The 15,890-nt window shown below is 56.7% G+C and carries 13 protein-coding genes; 2 read left to right on the top strand and 11 right to left on the bottom strand.

Annotation, left to right across the window (positions count from 1 at the left end):
- Window positions 1-9: 9 nt before the first annotated feature.
- Together KJ970_12255 and uvsE are read left to right on the top strand one after the other, a co-directional pair.
- Window positions 10-684, top strand: a complete 675-nt coding sequence (locus tag KJ970_12255) for a tetratricopeptide repeat protein (GenBank protein MBU2691690.1) — start codon at window positions 10-12, stop codon at window positions 682-684.
- Window positions 685-811: 127 nt separating this feature from the next.
- A complete protein-coding gene (gene uvsE / locus KJ970_12250) occupies window positions 812-1,750 on the top strand; it encodes a UV DNA damage repair endonuclease UvsE (GenBank protein ID MBU2691689.1) in 939 nt (312 codons plus the stop codon).
- An 8-nt stretch (window positions 1,751-1,758) separates the two neighbouring features.
- On the opposite strand, the gene KJ970_12245 is transcribed toward uvsE, so the two are convergent.
- The 11 genes from KJ970_12245 to KJ970_12195 all read right to left on the bottom strand — a co-directional run bounded on the left by KJ970_12245 (window position 1,759) and on the right by KJ970_12195 (window position 15,811).
- Window positions 1,759-4,512, bottom strand: coding sequence for an insulinase family protein (locus KJ970_12245; protein MBU2691688.1), 2,754 nt, complete (start codon window positions 4,510-4,512; stop codon window positions 1,759-1,761).
- A gap of 790 nt (window positions 4,513-5,302) precedes the next feature.
- Window positions 5,303-5,638, bottom strand: a complete 336-nt coding sequence (gene trxA, locus KJ970_12240; GenBank protein MBU2691687.1) for a thioredoxin — start codon at window positions 5,636-5,638, stop codon at window positions 5,303-5,305.
- Between the two features lie 28 nt (window positions 5,639-5,666).
- Window positions 5,667-6,635 (bottom strand): DNA polymerase III subunit delta, encoded by a 969-nt coding sequence (holA, locus tag KJ970_12235; GenBank protein MBU2691686.1) that lies wholly within the window; start codon window positions 6,633-6,635, stop codon window positions 5,667-5,669.
- 41 nt (window positions 6,636-6,676) lie between these two features.
- A complete protein-coding gene (locus tag KJ970_12230; protein ID MBU2691685.1) occupies window positions 6,677-7,201 on the bottom strand; it encodes a hypothetical protein in 525 nt (174 codons plus the stop codon).
- 31 nt (window positions 7,202-7,232) lie between these two features.
- Window positions 7,233-8,708 (bottom strand): sigma-54 dependent transcriptional regulator, encoded by a 1,476-nt coding sequence (locus tag KJ970_12225; GenBank protein MBU2691684.1) that lies wholly within the window; start codon window positions 8,706-8,708, stop codon window positions 7,233-7,235.
- 20 nt (window positions 8,709-8,728) lie between these two features.
- Entirely contained in the window at window positions 8,729-10,498 is a 1,770-nt protein-coding gene (locus KJ970_12220) for a PAS domain-containing protein (protein ID MBU2691683.1), read from the bottom strand.
- Window positions 10,499-10,688: 190 nt separating this feature from the next.
- Window positions 10,689-11,738 carry a GDP-mannose 4,6-dehydratase gene (locus KJ970_12215; protein MBU2691682.1) on the bottom strand — a complete coding sequence of 350 codons (1,050 nt, stop codon included), beginning with the start codon at window positions 11,736-11,738 and terminating at the stop codon, window positions 10,689-10,691.
- A 93-nt stretch (window positions 11,739-11,831) separates the two neighbouring features.
- The gene (locus tag KJ970_12210; protein ID MBU2691681.1) at window positions 11,832-12,947 is read right to left on the bottom strand and encodes a DegT/DnrJ/EryC1/StrS family aminotransferase; all 1,116 of its coding nucleotides are present in this window, start codon (window positions 12,945-12,947) and stop codon (window positions 11,832-11,834) included.
- Between the two features lie 19 nt (window positions 12,948-12,966).
- Window positions 12,967-13,752 (bottom strand): N-acetyltransferase, encoded by a 786-nt coding sequence (locus KJ970_12205; protein ID MBU2691680.1) that lies wholly within the window; start codon window positions 13,750-13,752, stop codon window positions 12,967-12,969.
- Window positions 13,749-14,786: a Gfo/Idh/MocA family oxidoreductase gene (locus tag KJ970_12200; GenBank protein MBU2691679.1), complete on the bottom strand. Its 1,038-nt coding sequence runs from the start codon at window positions 14,784-14,786 to the stop codon at window positions 13,749-13,751. Before KJ970_12200 ends, KJ970_12205 begins: the two co-directional genes overlap by 4 nt.
- An 83-nt stretch (window positions 14,787-14,869) precedes the next feature.
- A complete protein-coding gene (locus KJ970_12195; protein ID MBU2691678.1) occupies window positions 14,870-15,811 on the bottom strand; it encodes an SDR family oxidoreductase in 942 nt (313 codons plus the stop codon).
- Window positions 15,812-15,890: the final 79 nt, after the last annotated feature.

Genomic DNA, 15,890 nt, shown 5'->3' with positions numbered 1-15,890 from the left:
GGAGAAACGGTGACACCACCGAGGATGACAAAACAGGAATTGCGGGAAGATCCCGTGATGGATGTTATTCAAAAGGGACTATCTTTCGGCCGCGATTACGGACGATGGCTGGCTCTCGGCGTGGGCGCCATTGTCGTTATCGCGGTCGTTGTTCTGCTCATTGTGCACGGCCGCCGGGTGGCGGAAATCAATGCGGGCGCCGAGTTAGTCCAATCCCGGGCGGAAGTCGCCACAGGCCAGTGGGGCAGAGCGCGGACTGGTTTGGAAAGCATAATCTCCCAGTACGGCCAGACGCAGGCGGCGGGTGAAGCCTATACCCTGCTGGGCGATGTCGAATTGGCCCTTCAGAATCCCGAAGGGGCGCGTGTCGCTTTTGAAGAGGCGTTGAGCCGGGTTGAAGATCCGACCCTGAAGGCGGGGATCCGCAAGGGCCTTGCCAGCACCTATGAGGCCCTCGGTCAAAAGATGGAAGCCTCCCGTATTTATGAGGAGATCGTCGGGGAAGAGGTCTCGGATAATGCGCTGACCAATCTCATGAACGCCGGACGAACGGCGCGAGAGACCGGTGACCTGACCCGCGCTCTCACTTTGTACAAAAGAGCCGAGACGATGGCGGAAAAGATCTCGCGCAACCGGGTCGCAGAGATTCAGATGACGATCGCTGAGATCGAGGCCAAGATGTAGGCCGCGGGCGCGAGGGGGGGCTGCAAAGAGTATTCCAAAGATTGTGAAGGGGGAGCGGCTTAAGGCCGCTCCTTCGTCATAGGTACGGCTCGGGCCGGGAGCCGTTTGTGAAGGATGAATCAAAGGGATCACCGTGCTTAAAAACCGGCTTGGGCTCTGCTGCCTCTTTCAAGATCAATCTATTCATTTTAAAACGATCACGGCGGCGCTGGCCGGCCGGCTGAAACATACGGAACGCCTCCGAATAATCTCAGATATCTGCCGTCACAACGCAGAGTCTTTGGCGGCGGCGTTGGAATATTGCGCCACCCATCAGATCGGTTCCTTTCGCGTCAGCAGCCGGATCCTTCCGCTGAAAACCCATCCACAGTTCGGTTATACAATGACGGATTTACCGAACGGGGATATCATTGTCTCCCAATTCAGGAACTGCGGCCGTATCAGAAAGCGGCATGGACTGCGAGCGACCTTTCATCCCGATCAATTTATCGTGCCGGGATCCCCGGATGAATCGGTCGTCGCAAATTCGATCGCTGAACTGGAATATCAAACCGAGGTGGCCGGATGGATCGGCGCCGATGTGATCAATATTCATGGTGGCGGAGCCTATGGGGATAAAACGGCGGCGCTGCGGCGATTGACGATGAATCTGAGGCGGCTGCCGGCCGCGATACGGCGGCGATTGACTCTTGAGAATGACGATCGGATCTTTACACCGGTTGATCTATTCCCCGTGTGCAAGGCGGTAAAAATACCGCTTGTCTATGACGTGCACCACCATCGCTGCAATCCGGACGGTTTATCCATTGAAGAGGCGACCTACGAAGCACTCCGCACTTGGAGGCGTGAGCCGCTCATGCACATTTCAAGTCCGCGGGATGGCTGGAAGGGGGCGCAGCCTTTCCGGCATCATGACTTTATACAATTGCGGGATTATCCGCTCTTGTGGCAGGGGATCAAAATGACCGTGGAGGTTGAGGCGAAAGCCAAGGAGGTGGCGATCGCCAGACTCCGCCGTGGATTACTGCGCCGGTGGAAGGGACAACAACAGAATTTCCGCGATTGAACCGCGGGTTACTCAACAATGACAACAAGCGTCGGCAGTTTGCGGCCGGCGATCTCTTCAGCTAGTTGTTTCACCCGCTCAGGATCGGCTTGGCCGAAACGTTCCAACTCCTCCTCATCCCATGTCGGTTCTTTGCCGTAGAGAATGGAAGTGGCGACGAACATCGTCCGCTTGAGACTCGTGCCGCGGCGCATCAATTGATACCCGTAGCGCCCGGCAACCGCCTTCTCAAGATCATCCATCGTCGGTGGATCGGTGAGGCCGAGCTGCGGACCGGCCAGGAGTCCCTTCGTCATTGCCTCAAGGTTCTGTTGCCGTGTTCCAGCCGAGGCGATCCAGAGCGCCCTGCCCTTGCCAAGCCAGGCCAGTGAGGAGCCGATGCCATAGGCCATCCCCATCTCCTCCCGCAAAACAAAGGCGAGACGATCGGAGACCCAGGTGTTCCATGCGGTATAGAGATACCGCTCCTCATCAGGAATACCGGTGAGGAGGGCGGCGATGAGCACATAACCCCGCTCGGCGCCGAGCGAGTCGACGACCATGCGGAGATGGTCGGGATTCGGTTCTGTCGGCCGGCCCCAAGGAAGAGTCATCAGCGGATTGGGGCTTTGGAGAAGTTCGTTAAAGCGGTTCTCAACAACATCTCCGGCCGCATCCCAAAATATTTCAAGGGTGGCCGGGCCGCCGTTCATGATGGCGCCCGGGTCACCGTCTTTAACATGGCTTCCAGGATACAACTCGGTCACGATCCAGTGGAGAATCGTTTCAGGATCTTCCGCCGTGGCGATGGAGAGGAAGGATCGGGCGGGATCAGAGAGGCGTTCCCAATGCGCCTTGGCTTCCTCATAGGTCGCCGATTGCAAAGTGGCCGTCGAACCAAAAGGCTGCCGCCCGGCGGGGGAGGAGCCATAGAGAAGATTGTCCAATGTCTGTGTCGCGCGCTGAGCGGCGCTGCGGCTGTCCCGTGCCGCCCGCGCCATGAGGGCCGCTTGGCTGCTGTTAAAGGCTTCCTCGCTGAAGGTGGGATGCCTCAGGATATCACCAAAGAGACGGAAGGCTTTGGGGCCGAACTCATCCAGCGATTGCAATCGGAGATAGGCGTAATCCGGCCGCGTATCGGAGTCGTCAAAGGGGATGTAGGGGATATCAACCACCTTCAACTCACCGCCGATCTCGCTAAGACGCTGCTGGAACTCCTGCGCATCACCGCCGTTGACCCCTTCTTCGAGCATTCCGTGCACAAGTTCGGTCAGCCCGTCACGTCCGGGCGGTTCCAATTCGGCGCGTCCCAATGTCAAGAGATGCAGAGCGAGGACGGGGCTTTCCCTTCTTTGAAGAACGGCGATCCGCAGGCCGTTATCGAGAGCGTATTGATGCACATTTGATTCAAAGGCGCCGGATTGAGCCGTGTCAGCGACTCCCGGTTCCACAATAGCCGCCCAGAAGTCGCCGCTAAAGAGGCCGGATGTCGCACTTTGTACATGCGCCCATGTCAAAGATCGAATTTGCTCAGGACTCTCCGCAACCGCCCATGCGCCTTTTACGGCACAGGTCGGAGCACGCAGCATCCCATAAAAATGGGGACGCTCCCGCTGAAAGAACTCTTGTGTCCTTTGATCTGTTTGCCAACCGGCGAAGGCGGCCGGGACGAGGGTCTGGATATCGGCGCGGGGGAGAAGTTCAAGCAGCGATTCGAGTATGGTGTCGCCGCTCAGTGATTTATCATATTCGACCGAAACCTCAATGCGTCCGGCGCCGGGCATCTCGCGTAGATAGGTTCCGAACGATAAGATACCGGCCGGATACAAGGCTTCAAGAGCCTGCCCGACCGGTGTGGCGCTGCCACCAGCCAGTAAACCGATACCGGCCTCAACCGCCAGCCGGTCGGGATCATTCACCGATGGACCGGAGAAGGCGATCGTCAGATGCCCTCGGCTCATCTCCCGGTTGAAATGGATCACCTTCCGCCCTACCACGCTTTCCGGCAGGGGAGAAGGCGACGGAACGAAGGGAACCGGCGGTTCGGATCCGAGAATGGCGGTGACACTATCGGGGGCCGTCTCCGGGTCGAAATCGCCGATGATCATAACGGTTGTCGTCTGAGGAATATAATGTTGTTTGTAGTAATCCCAGATCTGATCGCGGGTAAGTTGTTCGATGGTCAGACTGGTGCCAAGAACCGGAAGACCATATGATGTTGTTGGATAGAGGGAATCTTTAAGAAAACGCTCGACATCATAGCTCTCCGTCGCTTTATCTTTTGCCAACTCCTCAAGGATGATGCCGCGTTCCTTTTCGAGCTTTTCCGCGGGCAAAATCGAGTGATATAACATTTCCTTTTGTATTCGTAAGGCTTCCGACAGATTTTTGCGCGGCGTCACCATCATAAAGGTCGTCTGAATCTGGCCGGTCGTGGCGTTGCTGTAGGCGCCGATGCGATCGGTTGCATCGTAGAGCTCATCTTGGGACATCGTTTCCGTACCATTGAATAAGAGATGTTCGAGAAAATGGCTGGCGCCCGAGAGCGCCGGCGTTTCATAAATTGAGCCGGCCTGGATCACGACAACCGAGGCGATAATCGGCGCGTTATGGGATGGCACATAAAGAACTTTCATCCCGTTGGGCAGGATATCCTTCCTTATGGCCGAAGCGACTTCAGAGGTTCCGGCGCCGATGGCGGGAAGACTGCCGGCAAGCAGAGCCGCGCTGAAGGTCACGCGGATGAAAAAACCGGAGATCGAGGAAGGCCGAAAAGGCATCATATTTTCCTTCCGGAGACTGGGCTAAAGGGGCAAATGGACCCCCAATTTGAGTCCGTTTCATTGAAGGCTCAGATCACCGACCGGTCAATCGATCCGGTCATTCGATGAAGCCAACTGGCCATTATGAAAGAGATTGATTTTAGAGTCACGCCTGAAAAGGGTCTCCATTAGGGTGTGTCGTAGAAGATCCATTATGTTGAGTTATTGGCTTTCGACCTCAATCTGAACCGCATCTCTTCTGATTCTGATTCCTGAACCCTCTTCCCCGCTTGAATCTAAGCACCTCATCCACAAGTCTGAGGGCCTTTGCATCGATCTGAATATTGCAAAATCAGAAGCACGTCGATGCAAGATGCATAAAACCGGCATGGGCTCATCCCTCGTTAATGAGCCATCTTCTTCGAGCCGTTGGAGTAGAAACAGTTATACTGTTGATAGATAAACGGTTAAATGACTGGAATTTTAACGAATTATGGGCTCATCAATAAGCCCGATCTTGGCCCAGGACTTGCAATTCAATACGTCTGAAGGATTGAGAAGCTTGCACCGCAACCCAATCCTGATTCGGTTGGCCTTTCTGCAGTGTTCGAGAGATTGGAGGGTCGCTGGCCCAACAAAATCGGCGAGCCAAATTGCGGGTCTCCCGGCGGCACATGTGGTGAGGTCACCTTGAAAGGTCGGACAGTTCAGTTGGCCTTGTCCGATATATGATTGGCGTGGCGGGCCTAGGCTTCATGCCGGGCCCGCCGCTTTTTTATACCCTTTTATCCCTCTTCCGACCTCAGAACACTTAAAGGGTAATCTTAAAAAAATCCTCGATCTTAGCCAGGATGTCGTTCTTCGGCAGGGCCCCTACCGTCTGCCCCACCGGCTGCCCGCCATTGAAGTAGAGTAATGTCGGAATCGACATGACATTAAAACGTCCGGCCAGAGCCTGGTTGTGGTCGACATTGACTTTAACAAATTTAACCCGGCCGCCAAACTCATCCGAGATCTCCTGTAGCAACGGCCCGAGGATACGGCACGGTCCACACCATTCCGCCCACAGGTCGACAATAACGGGCGCCTTGGACTTGATGACCTCTGCGTCGAAATCGGCTTCGTTAATATCCGCGATTTTCCCCATGCTTTGATATCTCCTCTGGTTTGGTTCTCTACTGTAATCCTCGTTTTACCGAAGCTCTCCCCATGCGTCTGCGGTGCGCTCGCAGAAAGAGGATCTCGAGAGCGACAGAGTCAAGCGATCCAGGCCAACGGCCCCATTTTAGATCCCGCTCCCAGTGGTAACAATCCTGTAACAAACGGGTTCCCCATCCGACATCCCCTTCAAAGACTTGCCTCACCGCCTGATATTGGATCTTCCAGACAAGACCGGTGGGACGGTCTTCCTCCGTCGCCGAAGGGAAATACTGCAGGGCTTGAAGCGTCTTTCCCTCCACAAGGGATCGGACACATTCCCAGGCCGAAGCTTGAACCCCCCTGCCCTTCATTTCCCCAAGGACCTTCATATCGATCTCCTTGGGTTTCTCCGGAGAGGAATCGAGCAGCAGCGAGAGCTTCTCGAGTTCTCCCCGAAGCGAGAGGAGATCGGCGCCGATATGATCGACCAGAAACTTCGCCACATCAGGCATGAGTTTTAGTCCCAGAGCCTCTCCCCTGCGCCGGATCCACAGCATCGCATCCTTCGGGTATAGATGCCAGAAATCAACGACGACCATCTGCTGAAGTGAATCGGCGAAGAACTTTCCCTTGCGGATCAATTCCTTCGTGGTTAATTGCGACCGGAGGACAAGACAGGTTGAGGATGAGGGTGCGGCAAGGTACTTCAACCAGGTTTTCTTTTCGCGATCCGGCGCCCTCGAGGCGCTCTCCCACTGATTGTAAATAACGAGGCGTTTCTCGGAAAACAGACCGCTCTGCATAGCGGATTGTAGAACTTGGCCTGGGGTTGATTCCGGCGCTCGGAATGATTCGGTATTCATTCTTGACCAATCGGCGCCCATGACATGGGAGCCGATTGATTGTAATGCTTCATCGGCCAAGAGAATCTCCGGTCCACACAGGGCAAAGACCGGCGCTGTTTCACCCTTCTCCAGACGCGCTTCCAGATCGGCCCACTTCATGGGGCGCGATGCACCTCGACGAATCGACCTGCTACCCACCATCACCATTGCTCCAGGGTTCGTGAGAGAACATCGTTGGCAAGGTCTTCCAAAGCTTTCTGCCGCGCCTCTTCTTCCGATGTCGGGCCGCCGGGGATGAGCCCCCCCGGTGAATAAACGCCCGAGGCGACCAGGTTCTCTTCCGCCCAGATTTCGCGATTTTTAACGCGATCCGTCAAGGCCAGCGAAATTTTCATGATGACGATATATTGTTCCGGGGCTTCATCGCGTGAGTACCCATAGACCTTGTTTTCGTAGGCGTTCAGGACTCCCTGCAAAACAGCATCGGCTTGGGAGATGGGTGCGACCTTGAGGCGGTTATCGCTGATGAACCGATCGACGAGGGCCTGCGTCACCTCATCGGCGACCTGGTAGTCGAGGCTCTGATTTTCTAAAACCGGAATGGCGATTGTCTTAATGTAACTTGGTAAACTACTTCCGGAAAATGAATAACCACAACCGCATATAAATACGGCGAAGAGACCAACCCGGAGGCCTCCAAGGGATGTCGTGATGGCGCGTTTCATCAACGCCAGTCTACCGCGACAGCACAGAAGATCAAGACGCCAAGCGCGGCGAATCCACCTTTTCGTCATCTCTGTGAAGATGATCCGGCAGGTTTAAGACCTCGGAGGCCTTAATGCCATGAAGCTTCATTCGATAACGGAGCTTATCCCGCGTGACCCTCAGTAGCTCGGCGGTCCGGCTTTGATTCCAACCGGTGGCGTATGAGGCCTTGAAGATGAGCCCTTTCTCCACATCGGCTACAAGTTCTTCAAAGGGGATTCCCTCTTCAGCGATCTGACCCTCTTCGAGGATCAGCCGGAGGGACTCAATCAGTGATTCACGATCGGTGATGATGCCGGTCTGTTGAATCTTCAGCTGATGCGGCTCCAGCGTCTCACCGTTTTCGAGGAGCACTGTTCTCTCCATGACATTTCTCAGCTCGCGGATATTTCCCGGCCAGGGATAAGAGAGGATCTTCTGTTCGGTAGCCGGAGCGAGATCGACGAAATTTTTCTTGAAGGCTTGGGAGAACTCGGTCAGAAAGTGCCGGGCCATCTGTAAGACATCATCTCCCCTCTCCCGCAGGGGCGGCAGTTGGATCGGGACAACCATAAGACGATAGTATAAGTCATCTCTGAAATACCCTTCTTTGACCGCTTCTTCAAGATTCCGGTTTGTGGCCGAGAGGATTCGGACGTTTACACGGATGTCGCGGGTTCCTCCCACTCGGCGGAACGTCATCTGGTCCAGAACTTTTAGGAGCTTCACCTGCGCATTGAGGTTCATCTCGCCGATCTCGTCGAGGAAAAGGGAGCCTTTATCGGCCAGTTCCAGCAGACCCTGCTTCGAATCGCGGGCATCGGTAAAGGCGCCCCGCTCGTGGCCGAAGAGTTCCGATTCAAGCAGCTCGCGTGGAATGGCGCCGCAGTTGATCTCGAGGAATGGATTGGCGGCCCGGGGACTCAATTGATGGATGAGTTGAGCGATCACCTGCTTGCCGGTGCCGCTTTCCCCGTTGATCAGCACGCTGGTTCTGTCGTTCTCAGCGACTTTGTCGACCATGTCATAGATCTGCTGGATTTGCGGGGAGGTGCCCCTCACGAAATCTTTTTGAAAGCGTTCCCGTTGCTGGCGCCGCAAGTGCTCTAATTCCCGCCAGCGGGCGACCTCTGAAAGCGCTCTCTCGACAACGACCCGCACCTGCTCGAGGTGCAGCGGCTTAATGAGGTAGTCATAAGCCCCGGCCTTCATCGCCTCGACCGCCGTCGTGACCTCGCCGAAGGCCGTCATCATGAGAACAGGAACCTGGGGCGCGTTCTTCTTAATCTCTTTTAAAATATCCAGACCCGAACGATCCGGGAGTTTGAGATCGAGCAGAACAAGATCGGCTCCGGTCTTCTGGAAGCAATCGAGTGCTTCTTTTCCGGTTTCGGCTCCGGTTACCTCGTATCCGGCGTCCGCGAGGGATTTACCGAGAAAGTGCCGGATCGTCCCCTCATCATCAACAACGAGTATGTGTGATGTCACAATCCATCCTCCTGCAAGTGCTACCGGGGCCCGGCCGCGGGGAGATAGACATGAAAAGTACTCCCCTCTCCGGGTTGACTCTCGACGACCATCCTACCGCCATGGTGTTGAACAATCCCATGGCAGATATAAAGTCCCAATCCTGTTCCACCCGGTTTCGTTGTGAAAAAGGGTTCAAAGAGCCGCTCACTCTGCTCCGGTGTCAAACCGCTGCCCTGATCTCGGACTTCAATCTCAACCTGCTGGGTTCCAGCGAGCCGGGTTTTAACGCTCACGATTTGACCTTCAGATGAGGCCTCGGCGGCGTTTTTGAGGAGGTTGATGAGGACCTGGCGCATGCGGTCGGCGTCGGCGTTCACCGAGCGGCACTTCTTATCAAAGTGGGTTTCAATTTTGACATGTTTCTCTTCAAAATCTGCGCGAATCGATTTAATCGATTCCTCCACAAGCTGCGTCGGATTGACCTTCTCAATGATCAATTCGCGAGGGTGCGACAAATTGAAAAGGTCTTGTATGATGCGATTCAGGCGTTGAATCTCGTTCGAAATGAACTGGATATCCTTTTGCTCCGATGCATCCTCGGCGAACGAGCGGCGCAGATACTCGACACCGGTGGCGATACCCGTCAGGGGATTCTTAATTTCATGCGCGATGGCGGTGGTGAAACGACCGACCGCGGCGAGACGGTCGAGTTGCCGGATCTGCTTTTCCATCGTTTTGACATCAGAGAGATCGGCGGCGACAGCGACGGCGCCATAGGGTCTCCCCGATTCATCTCTGAGGAGATTCGCCGATATGGAGACCGGCCGAGGCGGCCCACCGGCGGGTTTGATATCTCCTTCCCATGAAAGCTGATCTTTCTCTCGGGTGATGACACTATCGAGCCTGCGGGTCATCGGCCTCAGCGATTCGGGGAGGTTGTCCATCGAGCTGCCGATCACATCACCGGCGTCGACGCCGAACCAATGAACGGCCGCTTTGTTAAAGGCGATGACACGCCCGTCACGATCCACGGCGATGAGGGCGTGGCCGAGGGAGCGCAGCAGATCTTCGCGCAGCCGCTGGGCTTTCATGATGTCCCTCTGCAGGCGATGGTTCTCCAAGGAGGCGGCGAGGGAATAGGCGATCCCCTCCAATTCGAGATGAAGTCCGCTGTGTTCCTCTTCATCGCCATTGAGACGAACGGCGAGGAGTCCCACCTGCGAGGCGCCCAAGCGACGCCGGGAGGGCAACGGGATCAGGATATCATAATAGGCCGGCGTGATCCGGCTTGGGTGTGGCAAGGCTGTCCGGGAAACCGCTTCGCAGGTGGTTTTCTCGGGCAGACGCTTGCCCTGAAGGATCTCGCTTAGAAGGGATCCATGAATCTCTTCGATCGACCAGAGAATCTCACCCTGCTTCGGAAAGGGGCCATCCTCCATCGACCAATAGGCGCGGACATCGCGTGTATCGAGCTCTTCAAGAGCGAGAAGAACCTCCGGAAATCCGTAACCCTTTTGAAGGTATTGCACGGAGAGGCGCGCCAGTGTCCGGTCATCTGATGTCATAAGGAGGCTGTCGGTATGGTCGCGCAAACCAGCAAGCTGCGTTTCTCTTTGTATAAGTGATCTGTGGGCCCTTTCCAACGCCTTGAGCAGATTGCCGACCAACTCCTCCCACTCCATCGGCCGGAGGGGGTCTTCATCGAGCGCCGGAAGGCTTGGATGGAGCGCCTGTATAGATTCATATGCTGCGCGCCAGGACTTTTCAGGGGCGATACCCTCATTGAATTCACGCTGCGGAAACCCCATAGAGACTCCTTCGAGATTCCAATACAAAATGACGACAGAGACGGTAGATCCCTCTCTAGCGCCGGAAATCCAAATCGATGGGTAGAATCACCCTACTTTCATCGGAGAGAATCGGAGGGATCTTGAAATAAGATGTGTGAAATGCCCCTGAAAACGGGGTTCTTTGGCGTCAGCTGAAGCGGAGCGCGCGCTAGGGCCGGATTAAATCAGCGTTTTCCCGGACCCAAGCGGCGAGCCGCCGGACGCCTTCCTCGGGCGTCACCTTGGGGCTCCACCCCAGCTCCGAGACGGCCTTGCTGATATTCGAGATATAGACCTTCTGATCGCTGGGCCGCCAGGCGTCATAGGTCGGTTCGGGGATGGATCCGACCTCTTCCCGCAGAATCTGGAGCAAGCTGAGAAGCGAGAGCGTTTTCTCAGGTCCGCCTCCCATGTTGTAAACGCCTATCTGTGGGCCTGTTTCAAGAAATGCTTCATAAGCTGCTATAAGGTCTTCAACCCAAAGAACGTCCCGAACCTGTTTCCCATCCCCAAAGATCGTGATCGGCTGGCCGGTGAGGGCCGCGATGGTGAACCAAGCAACCCAGCCCTGATCCTCAACGCCGAATTGCCAGGTGCCGTAAATGCAGGACATCCGAAAAACACCCACCTTGAGGCCGAAGAGACGGCCATAATCTTGGACATAGAGATCACCGGTCAGCTTGGAGCAGCCGTAAGGGGTATGTTCGCAGAGGTCGATCCCGAAATCCTCCGGGATGCCGCCGCTGTACTCAGGGCCGAAGCTGTAGTGTGTCTCCCCCTCGATAACGGGGACCTGATTGACGCGATCGCCATAGACCTTGTTGGTCGAGCAATACACGATCGCCGGTTTCTTGGGTGATTGGCGTGCGGCCTCCAGCACCTGAAAGGTGCCGAGGGCGTTGGTCGAGAAGTCAATATCGGGCTTCACGACGGATGTCGTTACGGCGGTCTGCGCCGCGGTGTGCAGAATCGCGTCTGCCTCGGCGGCCAGCTCCCGGACTAATTCGAAATCGCGGACATCTCCCTTTATACGGCGGATACCCTCTTGATCCAGACGATTCCAATTGGCCTGATGAGCAGTTCCCTCCTTGCCCAGTAGATTGAAGCGGGAGAGATTGTCCAGAATCGTGACGCGAAGGCCTCGTTCGGCAAAGTGAAGGGCCGCATGTGAACCGATAAAGCCGGCGCCGCCGGTGATCAGAAGATGCTTCAGAGCCATGGTTCCTCCCCATCCGTCACAAAAAAACATGGAAGCAGCCGGTCAGGCTGCCTCCATAGTATGCGCGAAATTTCGCTCTGTGGCGAGAACGGATCAAGCGGGTTGCTTGGATTGTATCGCCTCGATCACTCTGCCCTGCATTTCAGGTGTCATCTCGGGGTCGACGGGCAACGAGAGAACCTGTTCGGTCAGCCGCTCGGAGACGGGAAGCGTTCCCTGCCCCTGCCCAAGGTACTCAAAACAGGGCTGAAGATGCAGCGAGAGCGGGTAATAGATGCCGGTGGGGATGCCACGATCCGACATCGACGCGCGCAGCTCGTCACGCGATCCCTCGATAACCCTGATGGTGTATTGATTCCAGACGCAGTGGGCCCTCGAATCGATAACCGGAGCTTGGATGGAATTCATGCCGCTGAAAGTCTCATTGTAGGTCCTTGCGATCTCCTGCCGGCGGGCCACCCATTTGTCGAGGTAGCGGAGTTTTACGCGCAGGATCGCCGCTTGGATACCATCGAGCCGGCTGTTCGTACCGATCTGGTGATGGAAATATTTCGGATAGGCGCCATGCACACGGAGCTGGCGGACCCTTTTCGCCAGATCGGCGTTCTGCGTCGTGACCAACCCGCCGTCGCCGCAGCCGCCGAGGTTTTTGGTCGGGTAGAACGAGAAAGCGCCGAGCCGGCCCATCGAACCCGCCGGGGCGTCGTTCCACCTCGCCCCCATCGATTGGGCGGCGTCCTCAATGATCGGGATATCCCTGCCGTCGAGGACCGCTTCGAGTTCATCCATCGGGGCGCACTGGCCGAAGAGATGCACGGCGATGACCGCCTTCGTCTGCGGTGTCAGAGCGGCTTCTAAGGTCTCGGCGGTCATGTTGTAGGTGTCGGGCGAGACATCGGCGAAAACGGGCCGCGCGCCGGTGCGGACCACCGCCCCCGCCGTGGCAAAGAATGTGAAAGTCGGGATGACGACGTCATCGCCGGGTCCGATGTCCAGCGCATGCAGCGCGAGATAGATCGCATCGGTTCCGCTGGCGCATCCAATGGCTTCAGCGCCGCAGAGCGGGGTCAGTTCTTCCTCCAGAGCTTTGACCTCCGATCCCAGGATCCATTGGCCGCTGGCCAGAACCCTGTCGATCGCGTCGAGGATTTCCCGGCGCAGAGGCTCATACTGCTTCAGAAGATTTAGAAACGGAAAGGAATCAGTCATGAACGCGTCTCCCTATTCGTTAGTCGTTGCTTCCAGTCGATGCGGTTTCCCGAACATCCGGCCAATCCTGATTCTCGAGAAGCTGCTCCTTGGGAACCGGCCTCAGAACCTTCGCCGGTGAGCCAAGGACGATCATGCGTGCCGGGACGTCGCGTGTGACGACGGAACCGGCGGCGACGACCCCATCCTCATGAATGGTAACTCCCGGCAGGATAACGGATCCAACACCGATCCGGCCCCCCCGTTTGACCGTCACCCCCTTAAAATGTTTGAAACGCTCCTCTGTGCGTCCGATGTAATTGTCATTACTTGTACAAACACCGGGCGCGATAAAGACGCGGTCCTCGATCGTCGAGAAGGCGGTGATATAAGCCTCGGTTTCGAGTTTGCAATAACGCCCGACGGCGCATTGATTCTCAACGACGACACCCCGGCCGACAATGGTTCGCTCGCCGATCGTCGTCTTTTCACGAACCGAGGCCTGATCGGCGATCAGGACCCGCGCGCCGACGACAGCGCCCCGGTAGACGGCGGCGCCCATACCGATCAGCACGCCGTCGCCGATCAGGGCAGCGGGCAGCTTGGACTCGGGCGGCAGGATGCTGTTCACCGAGCGCATCGGCTCTTTGCCGACCACCGCCCCTTCATCCATCCGAACCTCATTCCCGATTCGGCTTCCCTCCCGGATCACGGCATGCGGGCCGATGCGGCAATCGCGGCCGATCTGAACGCCGGCTTCAACAACGGCGGATGGGTGTATCTCGGTTCCCGCGCCGATCTGCGCCGTGGGATCAATCCAGTTCATGATGCGGTCTCCTGTTCCTGCAATGAGTTCACGGTGATCGGTTCGCCGTCCCGGTCGAGCGAGGTCTGCGCCGCCTCGAGTAATTGTACAACGCGCAAACCTGACCATCCGTCGGTCTTCGGAGTCCTGCGATCGTTGATGCAATCGATGAACTCCTGGCATTCGGTGCGGAGAGGCTCGCCCATTTTTATCCGGGGAATCCAGATATCGCCGTTTCGCACGGTGAGCGATTCGTCATATGAGACAAAAGCGCTGGTGCCGACCCCTTTGTCATAAATTCGTATCTTTTCTTGTACTTGCATATCGTCAAAGGCGAGCATCTTCTGGCTTCCCACCAGCGTCATCCGACGCTCTTTATGCGGATCGAGCCAGGAGAGATGCACATGGGCCAAGTGGTCGTTGGGGAAGCGGAGGCTGAGAAAGACGACATCCTCCACACCCGGCCGGAGATAGGCGGCCCCGCGGGCCGAGACGGTGACGGGTAGTTCGTTGAAAATCTCTCCGATGATCGAAAGGTCGTGCGGCGCCAGGCTCCAAAGGGCGTTTTCATCCTTGCGGACGGTGCCGAGATTGACCCGCTGCGCGGTCAGATAACGAATCTCTCCCAACTCGCCGCTCTTGATAATGTCGAGCATTTGTAGAATGGCCGGATGATAGAGGAGCAGGTGGCCGACCATGAGGACGCGCCCCTTTTCGTCGGCGAGGCGGCATAGGTCCAGGGCATCCGCGGTGCTGAGGGTCAGCGGCTTTTCAACAAAAACATCTTTTCCGGCGCTGAGGGCCTTTCCAGCCAAATCGGCATGAACAACGGCCTGTGCGGCGATCGCCACGCCATGGACGTCGTCCCGGGAGAGAACCTCATCGACATTTTGTGTCATGACCGCGTTGGGGATCGTCGCGGCATGGGCGGCGAGAACCGATGGATCGGTGTCGCAAAGGGCGCGCAGATCGCAGGTCGGCAGGATGTTGAAATTCCGGACGATATTCTTGCCCCATGCTCCCGCCCCAATGACGGCTATCCCGGGCTTCTTCATTATGATTCCTCCACTCGATGAAACCTGCATGAACGCGCCCAAACATAAACTAACGTCCTCGAATTCAGATCGACTATGCCGGCTCAGGCCTTTATATAACTTGCCACCGTGAGCGCCAGTCCCTCTTTCAGCGAGAGTCTTGGCGTATAATTGAGACGTTCGCGCGCGCGGGTGACATCCGCTCTTGAATGTTTCACATCACCGGCGCGTTCCGGTTCAAAGTTCGGAGCGATTGATTTGTTCTGGATCTCCGCCAGCATAGCGAGGAGTTCGAGCAGGCTCGACTGCTCGCCGCAGGCAATATTCATGACGCCGGTCACATCGAGCCGCTCAGCGGCCATGAGGTTGGCGTCGACAACATTGTCGATATAGGTAAAATCGCGGCTTTGTTCCCCATCCCCATAGATCACCGGTGGTTCATTATTGTCGAGTGCTGTGATGAAGCGCGGGATCACCGCCGCGTAGGCGCTGTTTGGATCCTGCCGGGGACCGAAAACGTTAAAGTATCGCAGGGTCAGCGTGGAGAGGCCGTAAAGCTCACTGAAGATACGGACATACTCTTCCGACGCCAGCTTTGACAAAGCGTAAGGCGACCGCGGCAGCGGGGTCTGGTCTTCGACCTTGGGAAGGCACGGGGCGTCTCCGTAGACCGAAGAGGACCCGGCGAAGAGAAAACGGCGGACGCCGGAATCCCGGGCGGCGACGAGCAGGTTCAAGGTGCCGGTGGCGTTGACGGCGTGGCTCGCGAGCGGATCCTGCACGGAACGTTCCACCGAGGGCAGGGCCGCTTCGTGAAAGACAACATCGCAGCCCCGCATCGCGGCTTTGCAGATTTCCCCATCGCGGATGTCGCCTTCAATGACCTCGATTCCGGCCCCATGGCGATCCCTGAGATAGCTGATCGTTTCGCGCCGCCCGGTGGAGAAGTTATCCAGAATGCGAACCGGCTTCCCCTCCCCGGCCAGACGATCGGCGATATGCGACCCGATAAAACCCGCTCCACCCGTGATGAGGTGAACTAGCATCCCAGAACCTCCTCAAGCTGTCGCTCAAATCCAGTTTCCAAAACAGATTCCCAAACCTTGTTGAAATAATATTTCCAAA

This window comes from Candidatus Eisenbacteria bacterium (assembly GCA_018831195.1).
Classification (GTDB): Bacteria; Eisenbacteria; RBG-16-71-46; order CAIMUX01; family JAHJDP01; genus JAHJDP01.
The sequence above is the reverse complement of the archived record's forward strand: the minus strand, read 5'-3'. Positions and strand labels throughout refer to the sequence as shown.

What these genes read in the sequence shown, in the direction of transcription:
- KJ970_12200 (MBU2691679.1), bottom strand. Translation starts at nt 14,786, where the DNA reads ATGAAGAAGCCCGGGATAGCCGTCATTGGGGCGGGAGCATGGGGCAAG.
- KJ970_12230 (MBU2691685.1), bottom strand. Translation starts at nt 7,201, where the DNA reads ATGAAACGCGCCATCACGACATCCCTTGGAGGCCTCCGGGTTGGTCTC.
- KJ970_12220 (MBU2691683.1), bottom strand. Translation starts at nt 10,498, where the DNA reads ATGGGGTTTCCGCAGCGTGAATTCAATGAGGGTATCGCCCCTGAAAAG.
- holA (MBU2691686.1), bottom strand. Translation starts at nt 6,635, where the DNA reads ATGAAGTGGGCCGATCTGGAAGCGCGTCTGGAGAAGGGTGAAACAGCG.
- KJ970_12245 (MBU2691688.1), bottom strand. Translation starts at nt 4,512, where the DNA reads ATGATGCCTTTTCGGCCTTCCTCGATCTCCGGTTTTTTCATCCGCGTG.
- KJ970_12205 (MBU2691680.1), bottom strand. Translation starts at nt 13,752, where the DNA reads ATGAACTGGATTGATCCCACGGCGCAGATCGGCGCGGGAACCGAGATA.
- trxA (MBU2691687.1), bottom strand. Translation starts at nt 5,638, where the DNA reads ATGGGGAAAATCGCGGATATTAACGAAGCCGATTTCGACGCAGAGGTC.
- KJ970_12210 (MBU2691681.1), bottom strand. Translation starts at nt 12,947, where the DNA reads ATGACTGATTCCTTTCCGTTTCTAAATCTTCTGAAGCAGTATGAGCCT.
- KJ970_12215 (MBU2691682.1), bottom strand. Translation starts at nt 11,738, where the DNA reads ATGGCTCTGAAGCATCTTCTGATCACCGGCGGCGCCGGCTTTATCGGT.
- KJ970_12195 (MBU2691678.1), bottom strand. Translation starts at nt 15,811, where the DNA reads ATGCTAGTTCACCTCATCACGGGTGGAGCGGGTTTTATCGGGTCGCAT.